At 75.2% G+C, this 16367-nt stretch carries 15 protein-coding genes and 1 pseudogene; 2 read left to right on the top strand and 14 right to left on the bottom strand.

Annotation, left to right across the window (positions count from 1 at the left end):
* Nucleotide 1 precedes the first annotated feature (1 nt).
* The 3 genes from ribD to rpe all read right to left on the bottom strand — a co-directional run bounded on the left by ribD (nt 2) and on the right by rpe (nt 3105).
* The gene (gene ribD / locus O7628_RS00905; RefSeq protein ID WP_178065555.1) at nt 2-1063 is read right to left on the bottom strand and encodes a bifunctional diaminohydroxyphosphoribosylaminopyrimidine deaminase/5-amino-6-(5-phosphoribosylamino)uracil reductase RibD; all 1062 of its coding nucleotides are present in this window, start codon (nt 1061-1063) and stop codon (nt 2-4) included.
* Nucleotides 1064-1466: 403 nt separating this feature from the next.
* Entirely contained in the window at nt 1467-2423 is a 957-nt protein-coding gene (locus tag O7628_RS00910; RefSeq protein WP_043967997.1) for a response regulator, read from the bottom strand.
* A 1-nt stretch (nt 2424) separates the two neighbouring features.
* Complete coding sequence (rpe, locus tag O7628_RS00915) at nt 2425-3105, bottom strand: ribulose-phosphate 3-epimerase (RefSeq protein ID WP_278127614.1); 681 nt, start codon at nt 3103-3105, stop codon at nt 2425-2427.
* Between the two features lie 258 nt (nt 3106-3363).
* Here rpe and O7628_RS00920 point away from each other — a divergent pair, with 258 nt between their 5' ends.
* Both O7628_RS00920 and O7628_RS00925 read left to right on the top strand, forming a co-directional pair.
* Complete coding sequence (locus O7628_RS00920; RefSeq protein ID WP_278127615.1) at nt 3364-4254, top strand: septum formation family protein; 891 nt, start codon at nt 3364-3366, stop codon at nt 4252-4254.
* Nucleotides 4255-4340: 86 nt separating this feature from the next.
* On the top strand, nt 4341-5228 hold the full coding sequence (locus O7628_RS00925) for a septum formation family protein (RefSeq protein ID WP_278127616.1): 888 nt from the start codon (nt 4341-4343) through the stop codon (nt 5226-5228).
* Nucleotides 5229-5310: 82 nt separating this feature from the next.
* On the opposite strand, the pseudogene O7628_RS00930 reads toward O7628_RS00925, so the two are convergent.
* From O7628_RS00930 to pyrF, 11 genes and pseudogenes are all read right to left on the bottom strand, one after another.
* Nucleotides 5311-6681 (bottom strand): annotated as a pseudogene (locus O7628_RS00930) (transcription antitermination factor NusB); the annotation flags it as partial.
* 161 nt (nt 6682-6842) lie between these two features.
* Entirely contained in the window at nt 6843-7769 is a 927-nt protein-coding gene (fmt, locus tag O7628_RS00935) for a methionyl-tRNA formyltransferase (RefSeq protein WP_278127620.1), read from the bottom strand.
* A 4-nt stretch (nt 7770-7773) separates the two neighbouring features.
* Nucleotides 7774-8331, bottom strand: coding sequence for a peptide deformylase (gene def, locus O7628_RS00940; RefSeq protein ID WP_278127622.1), 558 nt, complete (start codon nt 8329-8331; stop codon nt 7774-7776).
* An 87-nt stretch (nt 8332-8418) separates the two neighbouring features.
* Nucleotides 8419-9402 (bottom strand): AAA family ATPase, encoded by a 984-nt coding sequence (locus tag O7628_RS00945; protein ID WP_278127624.1) that lies wholly within the window; start codon nt 9400-9402, stop codon nt 8419-8421.
* Between the two features lie 137 nt (nt 9403-9539).
* Nucleotides 9540-11513 carry a primosomal protein N' gene (locus O7628_RS00950; protein WP_278136170.1) on the bottom strand — a complete coding sequence of 658 codons (1974 nt, stop codon included), beginning with the start codon at nt 11511-11513 and terminating at the stop codon, nt 9540-9542.
* On the bottom strand, nt 11510-12703 hold the full coding sequence (gene metK, locus O7628_RS00955) for a methionine adenosyltransferase (RefSeq protein ID WP_074478666.1): 1194 nt from the start codon (nt 12701-12703) through the stop codon (nt 11510-11512). The genes O7628_RS00950 and metK overlap by 4 nt, the downstream gene beginning before the upstream one ends.
* 74 nt (nt 12704-12777) lie before the next feature.
* A complete protein-coding gene (gene coaBC, locus O7628_RS00960; protein ID WP_278127625.1) occupies nt 12778-13995 on the bottom strand; it encodes a bifunctional phosphopantothenoylcysteine decarboxylase/phosphopantothenate--cysteine ligase CoaBC in 1218 nt (405 codons plus the stop codon).
* 15 nt (nt 13996-14010) lie between these two features.
* Nucleotides 14011-14274, bottom strand: a complete 264-nt coding sequence (gene rpoZ, locus O7628_RS00965; RefSeq protein ID WP_007075826.1) for a DNA-directed RNA polymerase subunit omega — start codon at nt 14272-14274, stop codon at nt 14011-14013.
* A gap of 81 nt (nt 14275-14355) precedes the next feature.
* The gene (locus tag O7628_RS00970; protein ID WP_278127626.1) at nt 14356-14889 is read right to left on the bottom strand and encodes a guanylate kinase; all 534 of its coding nucleotides are present in this window, start codon (nt 14887-14889) and stop codon (nt 14356-14358) included.
* 49 nt (nt 14890-14938) lie between these two features.
* Nucleotides 14939-15256 (bottom strand): integration host factor, actinobacterial type, encoded by a 318-nt coding sequence (gene mihF, locus O7628_RS00975; protein ID WP_007075824.1) that lies wholly within the window; start codon nt 15254-15256, stop codon nt 14939-14941.
* Nucleotides 15257-15435: 179 nt separating this feature from the next.
* On the bottom strand, nt 15436-16272 hold the full coding sequence (pyrF, locus tag O7628_RS00980) for an orotidine-5'-phosphate decarboxylase (protein ID WP_278127628.1): 837 nt from the start codon (nt 16270-16272) through the stop codon (nt 15436-15438).
* Nucleotides 16273-16367: the final 95 nt, after the last annotated feature.

Here is a 16367-nt window from a genome sequence, read left to right on the forward strand (position 1 = left end):
GTCAGCCCTCCCTCTTCCGGGGCAGCGCGGTGATGCGCAGGTCCGGACCGACCTGCGTGACGTCGGTGATCTCCAGGTCGATGGCGTCGGCGATGGTGGTCACGCCGGCGTCGGCCAGCGCGGTCGGCCCGGCGCCGAGCAGCTTCGGCGCGACGTAGGCGACGACCCGGTCGACCAGGCCGGCGGCGAGGAACGCGCCGGCCAGCTTCGGGCCGCCCTCCAGCAGCGCGGCCCGGACCCCCCGGTGGTGCAGCTCCGCGAGCAGGGCCGGCAGGTCGACCCGGCCGTCCGGGCCGACGCCGACCTCGGCGGCGGTGGCCACCCACGTGCGGGCGGCGCCGTCGCGGACCCGGGCGTCGGCGGGGGTACGTCCGGAGGTGTCCACGACCACCCGCAGCGGCTGCCGGATGGCCAGGGTGCCGTCGCGCAGGTTGCGGGCGGTGAGCCGGGGGTCGTCGGCGAGCACGGTGCCGACCCCGGCGATGACCGCGTCGACGGTGCCGCGCAGGGCGTGCACGTCGGTCCGGGCGGCCTCCGAGGTGATCCACATGCTGGTGCCGTCGGCGGCGGCGGAGCGCCCGTCGAGGGTCGCGGCGCACTTCCAGACGACGTACGGCCAGCCCCGGCGCATCGAGGTCAGCCAGGCGACGTTGCCGGCCTCGGCCTCGGCGGCGCGCACCCCCACCTCGACGTCGACGCCGCCGGCGCGCAGGGTCGCGGCGCCGCCGGAGGCGACCGGGTTGGGGTCGGGCACGGCGATCACCACCCGGGCGACGCCGGCGGCGAGGAGGGCGTGGCTGCACGGGCCGGTGCGGCCGGTGTGGTCGCAGGGTTCCAGGGTGACGACGGCGGTGCCGCCCCGGGCCCGCGGCCCGGCCTGGGCGAGCGCGACGATCTCGGCGTGCGGTCCGCCCGCGTACGCGTGGAATCCCTCCCCGACGACCTCGCCGTCCGGGTCGAGCAGCACGCAGCCGACCACGGGGTTGGGGCTGGTGGTGCCGAGGCCACGGGCCGCGAGCGCGATCGCCCGACGCATCGCGTCGTCCACGGAGACGCTGGCCATCGCCCTGTCCTGCCCTCTCACTCGCCGGTCCGCGCGGGCAGGACACGGGAGGCCGCGGGCAGGCGGCGGCGGCCGGGAACGGCAGAGCCGGCCCCGGGGAGCCCACGCGGCGGCCGAGGACAGCCGTCGGCACAGGGCCCGCCCCGTCCCGCGCGCTGTCTCCCATCCGGACTGTCTGGGGGTGGGTTGGCCCGCCCCCAACCGTCGGCCCCGGAGTCTCACCAGGTCCACCGGGCGGCAGGGCCGTCCGGGTCGCGGGCTTACCACGGCCGCAGCCGTGGATCACCGCCGGTTCGGAATTACACCGAGTCCCGCCAGCGCGTGGTGGGTACTGCGAGAAGTGTTACACGCCACCCGCCGCGCGTCTGCCCTCGGGGAGCTACCTCACACAGGTGGGCAAGATTCAAGAAAGGCTGCGCCGCCGGTCGACCGCCACGTACGAGCCGGGTTGGCTCTTGGCCACGGATTTCATCTCCGAGGCGACCGCGATCGCGTCCAGCGGGTTGGTCAGGCGCTTGCCGGCGTCGGAGACGGAGACCCCGATCGACAGGGTGACCAGGGCGGCCCGCCGGATGTTGCCCCGCCGGTCCTTCAGCTCGACGTAGCCGCGCGCGGCGTCGGACGGGTCGTAGAGCTTGTCGGCGGCGGTCTCGAAGTCGACCACGGCCCGGGAGGTCAGCGGCCGCACCTGGTCGGGGGCGCAGACGATGACGAAGTCGTCGCCGCCGACGTGGCCGAGGAAGGCCGGCGGCAGCCCGATCGCCACGACCGCCCGGTGCAGGCTGCGGGCCAGGGCGGAGATGAACTCGTCGCCCCGGACGAAGCCGTACCGGTCGTTGACGCTCTTGAACCGGTCAATGTCGACGTAGCCGACGGCGTAGTCGACGCCGCTGCGGACCCGGTCGCTGATCTCCCGCCGGATCCGGGAGTTGCCGGGCAGGCCGGTCAGCGGCGAGACCTCCCGGAACTCCTTGTTGCGGCGCAGCGTGGAGCTGACCCGGGCGACCAGCTCGGCGGTGTCGAAGGGCTTGACCAGGTAGTCGTCCGCGCCGGCGCTGAGCCCGTGGACCTTGTCCACGGTCATCCCCTTGGCGGTCAGCATGATCACCGGCAGGGCGGAGGTCATCGGGTCGGCGCGCAGCCGCCGGGTCAGCTCCAGCCCGTCGACGCGCGGCATCATCAGGTCGACCACCGCCAGGTCGGGCCGCTGCCGCTCGATCACCTCCAGGGCCTCCTGGCCGTCGCCGGCGTGGATCACCTCGAAGCCGTGCAGCCGCAGGTTGAACTCGACGAACCGGGCGATGTCGGCGTCGTCGTCGACGACGAGGATGAGGTCGGGTCGCTCGTCGGCCGGGTCCACCTCAGGCCCCGGCGGTCGCGCGCTCCGCCAGGCCCCGCAGGCGGCGGACCGCCTCGGCGGGGTCGTCGGCGCCGTAGACGGCGGTGCCGGCCACGAACGCGTCCGCGCCCGCGGCGGCCGCCTGCTCGATGGTGTCGGCGGCGATCCCGCCGTCGACCTCGATGCGCAGCTCCAGGTGGCCGGCGTCGACGTGCCGGCGGGCCGCGCGCACCTTGTCGAGCAGCTCGGGGATGAACCGCTGCCCGCCGAAGCCGGCCTTGATCGTCATGATCAGCAGCGTGTCGAAGCTGGGCAGCAGCTCCAGGTAGGGCTCGATCGGGGTGTCCCGGTCGATCGCCAGCCCGGCCTTCGCCCCGGCCGCCCGGAGGTCCTTGGCCAGCGACACCGGGTCGTCGCACGCCTCGGCGTGGAAGGTGACGTTGTGCGCCCCGGCGTCGGCGTACCCCGGGGCCCACCGGCGCGGGTCGGTGATCATCAGGTGCACGTCGAACGGCAGCTCGGTCGCGGCGCGCAGGCTCTGCACGACGGGCAGCCCGATGGTCAGGTTCGGCACGAAGTGGTTGTCCATCACATCCACGTGCAACCAGTCCGCGGCGCCCTCGACGGCGCGGACCTCCTCGGCGAGGCGGGCGAAGTCGGCGGCGAGGATGCTGGGCGCGATGATCGACGGCGGTACGGTCACGAGGTCAGTGTACGAACGCGGCCATCAGCCGCCCGCATCGCGGCACCTTTCCGGACGCGCTGTGACCCAGCCGTGACCGATGGTGCAAGATCGGCCGGTCCGGACGGCAATCCCGGACGAAAAGTCAGCCGCGACTGGCCGATCGAGGGAAACGCAGCAAGACTCCATGCAGGACGGTCACGTAAGCTGCACGCCCGGTGGCGGAAACGCCCCCACGGGCCGTGGCGCCCGACCGTCAGCTCCCGGAAAGGGCGGACGATGCGACGGTGGCTTGTGGCGCTGGCGCTGGCCGGCACGGTGACGATGCTGCTGGGCGGCTGCGCCCGTCCGCACGGTGCCGACGGCGACCTCACCGACGACTGGCCGACGCTGCGGGAACCGCAGATGTTCATCCCGGCCACCGACGCCTGCCTGCCCCGGATCACCACGGTCGTCCAGGCCGGCACGTACGAGACGGTGGACTGCGCCCGCAGCCACCTGGCCGAGACTATCCACGTCGGCATCTTCACCGACCCGGTCATCGACGCCGGCCCGCGCCCCGAGGCGGGCACGCCCGTCCTGCGCGTCGCCCGTGCCGAGTGCGACCAGCGGGCCCGGGAGGTGCTCGGCGGCGACTGGCACTCGGCCCGGCTGAGCCTCACCATCGCTCTGCCGTCGACGTCGGCCTGGGCGAGCGGGGCCCGCTGGTACCGCTGCGACCTCAGCGAGACCGACAGCATCGACAACACCCGGCCGGTCAACCGCGTCGGCAGCCTGCGCGGCGCGATGGTCGGCGACTCGCCGTTGACCCACCGCTGCTTCGACCCGAAGCTGATCGGCGCGAACCTGAACTACATGGCGCCCGTGCTGTGCACCGAGCCGCACCGCGCCGAGTTCGTCGGGGTCTACACCGAACGCGACATGACCTGGGCCGAGTTCATCCGGTCCAACCAGAAGGTGCACCGCCGCTGCATGGCGCTGATCGCCGACTTCGCCGAGGTGCCCAACAACAGCGACCTGCCGTACCGGGCGGGGTCGATCTTCTATCCTCCGTCGCAGCGGGAGTGGGACGAGGGCGACCGCGGGGTGCGGTGTTTCCTGTGGAGCGACGACCGCAAGCTCACCCGGTCGATGCGCGGCGCCGGGCCGAAGGGACTACCCGCGAGCTGAGCGCCGGTGCCGTAAAGTGCCGCTCCGTGGCGCGCCCGGCGACGGAGGCCGGTGCCCGCGACCACCGCGACGGGGAGGTCGGACTGATGCGGCGATGGTGGACGGCGGTCGCCGTGTCGGCGGGGGCGGCGCTGGCGCTGGGCGGCTGCGGCACGCCGGCCGGTCTGGACGGTGACCTCGCCGACGACTGGCGGGCGATGGCGGCGCCGACGCAGTTCGTGCCCGCCGCCGGGGCCTGCCACACCGTCTTCGCCGACGTCGGCTACCTCAGCGGCTACAACCCGGTGGACTGCGCGACGTCGCACCGGGTGGAGACCCTGCACGTCGGCACGCTCACCGACGCCGCCGCCGAGCTGGGCGCGCCGCCCGCCGCCGGCTCGGCGGGGATGCGGGCCGTCCGCGCCGAGTGCGACCGGGAGGTCGGCAAGGTCCTCGGGGCGGACTGGCGCGCGGGGCGGCTGTTCCTGTCCCCGGTCCTGCCGTCCCGGCAGGCCTGGTCCGGCGGGGCCCGCTGGTTCCGCTGCGACGTGAGCGAGGTGGAGAGCGTCGACGACCCCAGCGCCGTGTCCCGCACCGGCAGCCTCGCCGGCGCGCTGAAGGGTTCCTCGGCGCTGGCCCACCGCTGCTTCAACCCCAAGATCAAGAAGGACGACGTGCAGGAGATGACCGCCGTCGCCTGCACCAAGAAGCACCGGGTCGAGTTCGTGGGCGTCTACCAGGCACCCGACATCCCCTTCGCCCAGGTCGACAAGAACCGGATGCGCCTGCACAAGGGCTGCCGGACGCTGATCGCCTCGTACGCGAAGGTGCCGAACAACGGCGACCTGGAATACCGGGCGGGCACCATCTTCTACCACCCCTTCGAGGAGGAGTGGAAGGACGGCAACCGGGGCGTGCAGTGCTTCCTCTGGGTCGACCGCGACCTCACCCGCTCGGTGAAGGGCATCGGCACCAAGGGCCTGCCGGTGCAGTGATCCACCCGGCGGACGACTGACGCGGCGGGGCGGCCCGGAAGGGCCGCCCCGCCGCCGTCTCGGCTCAGCCCGCCATCTCGGCTCAGCCCCGGCGCAGGACCGCCAGGAACATGGCGTCGGTGCCGTGCCGGTGCGGCCACAGCTGCACCGACGGCCCGTCGCCCAGCCCCGGCATGCCGGCCGGCAGCAGCGGCCGGGCGTCGACGAAGTCCGCCGGCACCCCGGCCCGCCGCGCCGCCTCGGTCACCGTCACGTGCGTCTCCACCGTGTGCGGGGAGCAGGTCACGTAGGCCACCAGGCCGCCCGGCCGGGCCGCCCGCAGCGCCGCCGAGAGCAGCTCCCGTTGCAGGCGGGTCAGCGGCGGCAGGTCCGACGGCTGCTTGCGCCAGCGGGCCTCCGGCCGGCGACGCAGCGCGCCCAGACCCGTGCAGGGCGCGTCGACCAGGACCCGGTCGAAGTGCCCCTCCGGCAGCTCCGGGTCGGCGCCGACGGTGCGCCCGTCGGTGTGCAGCACGGTCACCGGCAGCCCCCGCGTGGCCTGGCCGACGAGCCGGGCCCGGTGCTCGGAGACCTCGACCGCCGTCAGCCGGGCCCCGCGCTCGGCGGCCAGCGCCCCGAGCAGGCCCGACTTGCCGCCCGGCCCGGCGCACAGGTCCAGCCAGTGGGCGTCCGACCCGTCGAGCGGGGCGACCGCGAGGGCGTGGGCCACCAGCTGGGAGCCCTCGTCCTGCACGTGCGCCCGCCCCTCGGCCAGCGCCGGCAGGTCGCCCGGCGCGCCGCCGGAGAGATAGACCGCGTACGGGGAGAACGCCCCCGGCGCGCCGCCGACCTCGTCGGCCAGGGCGGCCGGATCGGCCAGGCCCGGCCGGGCGCACAGGTGCACCGGCGGGCGCTCGTTGTCCTCGATCAGCAGCCGGGTCGTCTCGCCCAGGTCGCCGCCGAGCGCCTCGGCGAAGGACCGCACGATCCACTGTGGATGACTGTACGCCAGGGCGAGGTGCCCGATCGGGTCCGTCTCGAAGGCCGGGGCGAGCTTCGCCACCCAGGCGTCGGCGTCGCGCCCCGCCACCTCGCGCAGCACGGCGTTGGCGAAGCCCGTCGCCCCGATGCCGACCGCGCGCACCAGGTCGACGGTCGAGGAGACCGCCGCGTGCGCCGGCACCCGCGTGTGCAGCAACTGGTAGGCGCCCAACCGCAGCGCGTCGCGCACCGGCGGGTCGATCCGGGCCACGTCGCGGCCGGCCGCGTCGGTGAGGATCGCGTCGAGGGTGCCGATGTGGCGCAGCGTGCCGTAGGTCAGCTCGGTGGCGAAGGCGGCGTCCCGGCCGGTCAGCCGCTCCTGCCGCAGCAACGCCGGCAGCACCAGGTTGGCGTACGCGTCGTCGCGGTGCACCGCCGCGACCGCCTGGTAGGCGACGTGCCGGGGCAGGTCGACGGCGGGCCGCGCCGGCCGCCGCGCGTCCCGGCGGTCGTCGCCCCGGCCGGCGCGGGCCGGGCGGTCGCCGTAGGCCGGGCGGTCACCCCGGGGGCCGCCGGCCGACCGGTCGGGCCGCCGGTCGGGGCGGGGGGCGGACTGCTCGTCGTACCGCTGTCGGGGGCGCTCCGCAGACCCGGTCACGCGAGCTCCTCCCCCGCGGTGACCCGGGCGCCGCGCGCCCAGTCGCTCGCCGGCATGGCCTTCTTGCCCGCGGCCCGCACCTCGCCGAGGGCGACCGGGACGGTGGCCGTGCCGGCCAGCACCCGGGACTTCTCGGCCAGCAGCTCGCCGGGCTTCAGCTCGGGGCCGTCGGGCACCGGGACGACCGGGCCGAGCTTGACCCGCTCGCCCCGGAACGTGGTCCACGGCCCGGGCGCGGGGGTGCACGCCCGGATCCGCCGGTCCACCGCGAACGCGGGGTCGCCCCAGCGCACCCGGGCGTCGTCGACGGTCAGCTTCGGCGCGAGCGACACCCCGTCGGCCGGCTGCGGCTCGGCCCGGGCGGTGCCCGCCTCGATCGCGTCGAGGACGGCCACCAGCAGCCCGGCCCCGGAGTCGGCGAGCCGCCCCAGCAGGTCGCCGGACGTGTCGGTGGGGCGGATCTCGTCCGTGACGGTGCCGTAGACCGGGCCGGTGTCGAGCCCCTCCTCCAGGGCGAAGACGCTCGCCCCGGTCAGCTCGTCGCCGTGCAGCACGGCCTGCTGGACGGGGGCCGCGCCCCGCCACGCGGGCAGCAGCGAGAAGTGCAGGTTGAGCCAGCCGTGCCGGGGGATCTCCAGGGCGGCCGGGGGCACCAGCGCGCCGTAGGCGACCACCGGGACGCAGTCGGGGGCCAGCTCGCGCAGCCGGTCGAGGAACTCCGGCTCGCGCGGGCGGGCCGGGGTGAGCACCTCGACGCCGCGCTCGTCGGCCCAGGCCCCGACGGGCGAGCGGACCAGGCCCCGGCCCCGGCCGGCGGGGGCGTCGGGGCGGGTGACGACGGCGACGAGGTCGTGGCCGGAGGCCGCGATGGCGTCGAGGGCGGGCAGGGCGACGGCCGGCGTGCCGGCGAAGATCAGGCGCACCGGGTCACCGCCCCAGGCCGAAGGGGCTGCCGCCGTGCGGGTCGAGCTTGACCGTCGGCGGGGCCGCCGCGTCGTACCACTCGGCCTGGCGGATCGCCTTCATCGCCTCCTTGCGGCCGGCCGGGTCCAGCCGGTCGACGAAGAGCACGCCGTCGAGGTGGTCGGTCTCGTGCTGCACGCAGCGGGCCATCAGGCCCGTGCCGACGATCTGGACCGGGTCGCCGTAGCTGTTGTAGCCCTTGGCGACGACGTTCTGCCGGCGCTTGGTGTCGAAGTAGAGGCCGGGGATGGACAGGCAGCCCTCGGGGCCGTCCTGCTCCTCGGCGTCGGGAAACTCCAGCACCGGGTTGACCAGGTGGCCGAGCACGTCGTCGACGTCGAAGGTGAACACCCGCAGGCCCACTCCGAGCTGGGGCGCGGCGAGACCCGCGCCGCTCTGCTCGCGCATCGTGTCGGTGAGGTCGGCGACGAGCCTGCGCAGCTCGGCGTCGAAGTCGACCACCGGATCGGCCGGCGTGCGCAACACCGGATCCCCGAACAGACGGATGGGCTGGACGGTCACGCGGGACGACTCCTTCGGTCGGGCGGGTCGGGCCGTACCAGTCTACGGAGTGCCCGGGGGCCTCCCCCCGCCCGCGACCGGGACGGGTCAGGCGCCGGGGGCCGGCTCCCCGGCGAGCACGGCGTCGCCGGCCAGCAGGCAGTGCGCCGGCAGCGGCAGGGTGATGCCGTGGGCGGCCTCCCAGTCGTAGACGGTGCCGGGGCGGACCTGGGCGGTGAAGTAGTCCACCGCGCTCGTCCCGCCGACCACCGGCTCGTCGACCTCGGCGGCCAGCCGGGCGGGCACCAGCGGGAAGCCGCTGCGGATGGCCGCGCTGAGCCGCCGGTGGCCGTCGACGACGAAGAAGTATTCCCCGGTGAAGCCGATGGTCAGGGGCTCCAGCGCCTCGTCGCCGGCGGCGGCGACCTCGTCGACGAAGCCCGCGTCCCACAGCCCGCGCAGGGCGCCGACGTCCTCGGTCGGGTAGACCCGGGTCGGGTCGAGCAGCAGCAGCGGCGGGGCGTCGCGCAGCACGTCCGCGCCGAGCCGCCCCTCGTACACGTCGATGATGTGGCCGATCACCTGCTCCGGGTTGGCCCGGGTGGAGTCGCAGATCAGGTCGTAGTTGCGCAGCCGGGCCTTGTCGACGCCGTAGCGGACGATGAACCGGCCCCGCTCGCTCTCGCTGCGCTCGCGCAGCTTGGCCCGGGCCTCCTCCAGCGACGTGTAGCTCTCGGCCGGGCCGGAGGGGCGGGCCAGGACGCGGCGGGCCGCCTCGGTCGGCTCGGTGATCATGTGCACCTTGAGCGCGTCGGTGAAGAAGTGCCAGGCGAGCCGGGAGTCCATGACGAGGCTCTCGCCGGAGGCCGCGATGTCCTGCTGGAGCTGGTCGACGTAGCCGTCGACGGCCTGGTCCAGCTCGGCGTGCAGGTTGAGCTGGAGCGCGGTCATCTGCCGCTCCTGCGCCATCTGGCGGTAGAGGTCGCCGACGCTGACCCGGCGCAGCCCGAGCCGCTTGGCGATCTCGACGGACACGGTGCTCTTGCCGCTGCCGAGGTCACCGTTGAAGACGATCGATTGACGAACGGTCACGACTGGTCCACCCCTGATCACCGGCTGACTGGCGTCGTCGACGTGGCGTCGTACCGACACTCCGTCGTGCGCCCGGGCATGACGGGCGATGCTATCACGCACCGGCGACCACGGATCGTGACCGCCACACCGATCGCCTAGAACAGCAAAAGAGGGTCGATCTGGACGCGGACCGGATCGGCAGCCTTACGGAGAGTACGCGTCCCGGCGGCGGCGTGCAGCGCCTCGGCGAGGGCCGCCGCCCGGGCCCGGGGCACCCGGACCAGCATCCGCTCCTTCTCGCCGTCGGCGGGGACCGGGCCCAGCACCTCGGCCGCCTCGGGCAGCCGGGCCGCGGCCAGCAGGTCGGCCACCGCCTCGGCCGGGCCGGTGACGCTGGCCATCCGCACCGCCGGCGGGAACCCCAGCTCGCGGCGCTCGGCCAGCTCCCGGGCGGCGAACCAGGCGGCGTCCCAGCGCAGCAACGCCTGCACCGGCGCGAGCGCCCCGTCGGCGACCACCACCACCCGGCCGCCGGCCGCCGCCGGCCGGGCCAGCGCGGCGGCGGCCAGCCAGCGGCGCAGCGCCTCCTCGCCGGCCCGCAGGTCGGCCCGGGTGAGCAGGGCCCACGAGTCGAGCAGCAGCACCGCGCCGTAGCCGCTGTCGGCGATCGGCTCGGCCCCCGGGGTGGCCACCACGAGGCCGGCGCCGCCGGGCACGGTGCTGAGCACCTCCTCCCGCCCGGAGGTGCGCACCGGCACCCCGGGGAAGGCCCGGCCCAGCTCCTCGGCGGTGCGCCGGGCGCCGGTGACGGCCGCGCGCAGCCGCCGGCCGCCGCACTCCGGGCAGGCGTACGCGGCGGCGGTCCGGCCACACCAGCGGCAGGCCGGTGCCCCCCGCGCCGACGGCAGGGCGAGCGGGCCGGCGCAGTGCGGGCAGCGGGCCGGCGTGCGGCACTCCGCGCAGGAGATCGACGGCAGGTAGCCGCGCCGGGGCACCTGCACCAGCACCGGCGCATCACCGCCGAGCGCGTCCCGGGCGGCGGCCCAGGCCAGGCTGGGCAGCCGGGCCGTCGCCGCGCCGGGGTCGCGGGCCAGCTGCGGGTCGTCCCCGGTCGGCGCGACGGCGGGGGTACGCGCCCGCACGGCGGCCCGGTCGGCCACCACCTCCCGCGCCCAGCCGGTCTCCACCAGCAGCTGCGCCTCGGCGCTGCGGGCGTACCCGCCGACCAGGGCGGCCGCGTCGGCGAGCCGGGCGCGGGTGAGCAGCACCTCGCGGGCGTGCGGGTAGGGGGCGCGCGGCTCGGCGTGCAGGTCGTCGCCGTCGTCGACGATGGCGACCAGGCCGAGCCGGGCCACCGGGGCGAACATCGCCGCGCGGGTGCCGATCACGACCGGCACGTCCCCGCGCCGGGCGGCCAGGAACGCGCGGTAGCGGCGGGCGGGGCCGAGCGCGGCGGAGAGGCCGACGTGCCGCCCGGGGCCGAGGACGGCGGTCAGCGCCGCGTCGAGGCGGTCGAGGTCCCGGGCGTCGGGCACGACCACCACCGCGCCCCGCCCGCCGGCCACGGTGGCGGCGACCGCCTCGGCGTACCGGGCGGGCCAGTCCTCCCCCGGCAGCGCCGACCAGACCGCCCGGGCGGGGCGGCCCTCGGTCAGCGCCCGCAGGAACGCCGGCCCGGCCGGGTACGCCCGCCAGCCGGCCGCCTCCGGCGGGGCCGGGGGCGCGGGCGGCGTCGGCGGGACGTGCGGCTCCTTCTCCACCCGGGCGTGCCGGGGCGGCACGGCCAGCCGGAGCACGTCGGCGAGGCTGCCGGCGTACCGGTCGGCGACGGCCCGGGCCAGCCGGGCGACCTCGTCGGCCAGCACCGGCTCGGGCGAGACGAGCCGGTCGAGGTAGGCCAGCCGCCCGGTGTGCCCCGAGGCGTCGGCCCGCTCCAGCAGCCAGCCGTCGACGAGCTGGCCGGCGAAGCGCACCTTCACCCGGGTGCCGGGGACCGCCGCGTCGGCCAGGTCGGCGGGGACCAGGTAGTCGAAGGGGCGGTCGAGGTGGGCCAGGGGCACGTCGACGCAGACGCGAGCGACCGGCGACCCGTCAGCGGGTCGCCGGTCGCTGCGCGTGTCGCCGGTCAGGCTCCTGCGGCCGACTTGAGGTCGGCGGCCCGGTCGGTGCCCTCCCAGGTCAGCTCGGGCAGTTCCCGGCCGAAGTGGCCGTACGCCGCGGTCTGCCGGTAGATCGGGCGCAGCAGGTGCAGGTCCCGGATGATGGCGGCCGGGCGGAGGTCGAAGACCTCGTGCACGGCCTTCTCGATCGAGGCGACCGGCACGGTCTCGGTGCCGAACGTCTCGATGAACAGGCTCACCGGGTGCGCCTTGCCGATCGCGTAGGCGACCTGCGCCTCGCAGCGCTCGGCGAGGCCGGCGGCCACCACGTTCTTGGCCACCCAGCGCATCGCGTACGCCGCCGAGCGGTCCACCTTGGACGGGTCCTTGCCGGAGAACGCGCCGCCACCGTGCCGGGCGTACCCGCCGTAGGTGTCGACGATGATCTTCCGCCCGGTGAGGCCGGCGTCGCCCATCGGGCCGCCGATCTCGAACCGCCCGGTCGGGTTGACCAGCAGCCGGTAGCCGTCGGTGTCCAGGCCGAGGCTCTCCAGCTCCGGCGCGATGACGTGGTCGCGCACGTCCGGGGTGAGCAGCGAGTCCAGCGAGATGTCGGCCGCGTGCTGGCTGGACACGACGACCGTGTTCAGCCGGACCGGGCGCAGCCCCTCGTACTCGATGGTGACCTGGGTCTTGCCGTCCGGCCGCAGGTAGGGGATCGTGCCGTCCTTGCGGACCGCGGTGAGCCGGCGGGCGAGCCGGTGCGCCAGGGCGATCGGCAGCGGCATCAGCTCGGGCGTCTCGGAGCAGGCGAACCCGAACATCATGCCCTGGTCGCCGGCGCCCTGGGCGTCCAGCGCGCTCTCCGACGAGCCGGTACGCAGCTCCATCGCGTTGTCGACGCCCTGCGCGATGTCGGGGGACTGGGCGCCGATGGAGACGCTGACGCCGCAGGACGCGCCGTCGAAGCCCTTCTTCGACGAGTCGTAGCCGATGTCGAGGATCGTCTCCCGCACGATGGTCGGGATGTCGGCGTACGCCTTGGTGGTCACCTCGCCGGCCACGTGCACCTGGCCGGTGGTGATCAGGGTCTCGACGGCGACGCGGCTGTGCGCGTCCTGAGCCAGCAGTGCGTCGAGAATGCCGTCGCTGATCTGGTCGGCGATCTTGTCCGGGTGGCCTTCCGTGACCGATTCGGACGTGAAGAGGCGGCGTGTCACGGCACTCCTAAGTTATGGAATAGTCGTTCCGCGGAAGTGTAGTCACCCGGGCTAAAGGCGCGCTGGAATGGTCGCTACCCCGTCACCCCTCGGGAAGACGACCAGCGCGCCACGACGAGGTCCCAGACGGCGTCGGCCAGTTCCTCCTTGGACTGCTCGGCCATCGGGTGCACCGCGCCGTCCGCGCCGATGACGGTCGCCGCGTTGGTCTCGGCGCCGAAGACCTTGTCCGGCCCGACCTCGTTGACGACGACGAGGTCGGCCCGCTTGCGGGCGAGCTTGGCCCGGCCGTTGGCCTCCGCGTCGTCCGTCTCCGCGGCGAACACCACCAGCACCTGCTCCGGTCGGCGTCGCCGGCCCAACTCGGCGGCGATGTCAGGGTTGGTGACGAGGTCGATCGTAGGTGGCCCCGCCTCCGTTTTCTTGATTTTGGCCGAGGCGTAGGTGGCGGGCCGGAAATCCGCGGGCGCGGCCGCCATCACCACGGCGTCCGCGTCGCCGGCCGCGCGGAGCGTGGCCTCGCGCAGCTCCTCGGTGGTGCCGACCCGCACCAGGTCCACGCCGGCCGGGTCGGCGAGCGCCACGTTGGCGGCGACGAGGGTGACCCGGGCGCCCCGGGCGACCGCCGACCGGGCGAAGGCGTAACCCTGCTTGCCGGAGGAGCGGTTGCCGAGGAACCGGACCGGGTCGAGCGGCTCGCGGGTGCCGCCCGCGGTCACCACCACGTGCCGGCCGGCGAGGTCGGCCGGGGCGTGCGGGCCCCGGGCGAGGGTCCGCCGGGCGACGGCGAAGATCTCCGCCGGGTCGGGCAGCCGGCCCTTGCCGGTGTCCGCGCCGGTGAGCCGGCCGACGGCGGGCTCGATGACCCGGACGCCCCGGGAGCGCAGCGTGGCGACGTTGGCCACGGTGGCGGGGTGCTCCCACATCTCGGTGTGCATCGCCGGGGCGAGCAGCACCGGGCACCGGGCGGTGAGCAGGGTGTTGGTGAGCAGGTCGTCGGCGAGGCCGTGGGCCGCCCTGGCGAGCAGGTCGGCCGTCGCCGGGGCGACCACCACCAGGTCGGCCCGCTGGCCGAGCCGGACGTGCGGGACCTCGTGCACGTCGGCCCAGACGTCGTCGGCGACCGGCTGGCCGGACAGGGCCGCCCAGGTCGGCGCCCCGACGAAGCGGAGCGCCGACGCGGTGGGCACCACGCGGACCCGGTGGCCCGACTCGGTGAAGAGCCGCAGCAGCTCACACGCCTTGTAGGCGGCGATGCCGCCGCCGACCCCGAGGACGATCTCGGCGGACATCGGCGCGCGGCGCGGTTACGGCTGGTCGGTCGGCTCGGCGGTGAGCAGGCCCGCGTTGATCTCGCGCATGGCGATGGAGAGGGGCTTCTCCTGGGGGGTGGTCTCCACGAGCGGGCCCACGTACTCCAGCAGGCCCTCGCCGAGCTGGCTGTAGTAGGCGTTGACCTGACGGGCGCGCTTGGCAGCGAAGATCACCAGGGCGTACTTCGACGTCGTCTTCTCGAGCAGCTCGTCGATCGGCGGGTTGGTGATGCCCTCGGGGTTGGCGATGGATCCCACGAATTAAACCTCTGCGTCTGTCGGCACCGCGCGGACGCGGTTCGTCTGGCCCAACCACGCGGACGCGGTTGGTGGGGTCACTCAGCCGCTCCGCCGTGGTCGGGCCGGAGCCAGATAGGAAGAACCGAACAAGCCTACCAGCTCGTCCACCGCCCGCCCGGTGTGGTCGTGCGCCACGACGTGCGCGTCGCCGGCCGGGGCCACCGCCGCCGGCCGCCAGCCGGGCGGGGCGAGCAGGACCAGCCGGGCGTCGGGGCGCGCCGCGCGGACGGCGAGCGCGCCGGGCAGGTCGAGCGGGAGCAGCACCGGCCGGCCGGCGGCGAGCCGCTCGGCCACCGGCGCGGCCGGGGTGCCGCGGGCGTACGGCCCGACGCGGGCCCACTCCAGCAGCCCGCCGGCGGCGATCAGGCGGTCGAACTCCGCCGGGGCGAGGAAGACCCGGTCGACGCCGTCCACCTCGCCCGCCCGGCGGGGCCGGGTGGTGGCCGGCACCGGGATCCAGACCGACGGAGAACGCGCCCGGAACGGCTCGACGACACTGCCCACGCCGGCCCCGGAGGGTCCGGTCAGGACGGTGAGCCGAGCCGCCGGGCGCGCCTCGTCATCCGTGCTCACGGCTCGTTTCTACACGGCGCCGTGCGCGGTCGGCGGCGAACCGCCGGGCTCAGTTGGCGGCGAACTCGCCGAGCAGGGCCTTGCGCTGCTGCTCGCCCAGGCCACGCAGGCGACGGCTGTCGGCGATCTTGAGCTTCTCCATGATCTGGGTCGCCCGGATCTTGCCGATGCCCGGCATCGCCTGCAGGACGGCCGAGACCTTCAGCTTGCCGACGACGTCGTCGCCCTCGGCCCGCTCCAGCACGGCGGCGAGGGTGGTCTTGCCCTGCTTGAGCTGCTCCTTCAGCTCAGCGCGGGCCTTGCGGATCTCCGCGGCCTTCTCGAGCGCAGCTGCGCGCTGCTCGGGGGTAAGTGACGGGAGGGGCACCAGTTCTCCTCAGGTCCTTGTCGCGACGGGCGGGACGCCACGCCGCAGATGTGAAACGTGGAGTCGCCGGAAACCAAAGGGGTCCGTGGTTCCCAGCGCGGGGAAAACTAGCGGTCGCGGACGCATTCGGCAACGTGGGCACGCCACGACCACGGCAAAATGACCGAGCCGTCACTCAGTCAGGAGCCGCCGAGAGCCGCCCGGCAGTCGGTCAGGGCCCGCTGCGCGGCGGCCCGCAGAGCACCCACGTCGGGCCCCGCGTGCAGCACCTCGCGGGAGTACGACGGCAGGACCCACGGCAGGCCCGCGCCGAACACGGTCCGTAGCGCGGCGGCCCTGCCGCCCTGCGCGCCGAGCCCCGGGGCGAGCAGCGGGCCGCGCACCGCCGACAGGTCGTGGCCGGTGTCGCCGATGGTCGCCCCGACCACGAGACCGAAGCTGCCCATCGTCTGCGCACCCCGGTTGAGCTGGGCAATCTCGTCGATCACCGCCTGCGCGACGGTGCGCCCGTCGGCGCCGCGGGCGTGCTGCACGGCGGCGCCCTCGGGGTTGGAGGTGAGCGCCAGGACGAACACCCCGCCGCCGTGCGTGGCGGCGAGCTCGAACATCGGGGCCAGCGACATTACTCCCAGGTAGGGGCTCGCGGTAACCGCGTCGACATACAGCGGGCTGGATGGATCGAGGTACGCGGAGGCGTACGCCGCGACCGTGGAGCCGATGTCCCCGCGCTTGACGTCGAGCAGAACGAGCGAGCCAGAATCCCGCAACTGTCGGATAGTTGACTCTAGCACCGCCACGCCCCGCGCTCCGAAGCGCTCGAAGAACGCGGACTGGGGCTTGACCACCGCGACCCGGTCGCCTAGGGCCTCCACCACGGTGCGGCAGAACCGCTCCAGACCGTCGGCGTCGTCCGTCAGCCCCCAGCGGGTCAGCAGCCCCGGGTGCGGGTCGATGCCCACGCAGAGCGGGCCGCGCTGCGCCATCGCCCGGTGCAACCGGTCACCGAAGGTCTCCATCGCGCCTCTTCCTCTCGACTCCTCCGGGCGCCCGGCGTCCGCCGGCGCGCCACGCCTGTCCGATCACGCTCATGCCGCCACCCGCGCGGGACGCG

Origin of the sequence: Micromonospora sp. WMMD956 (assembly GCF_029626125.1) — a bacterium.
GTDB classification, from domain to species: domain Bacteria; phylum Actinomycetota; class Actinomycetes; order Mycobacteriales; family Micromonosporaceae; genus Micromonospora; species Micromonospora carbonacea.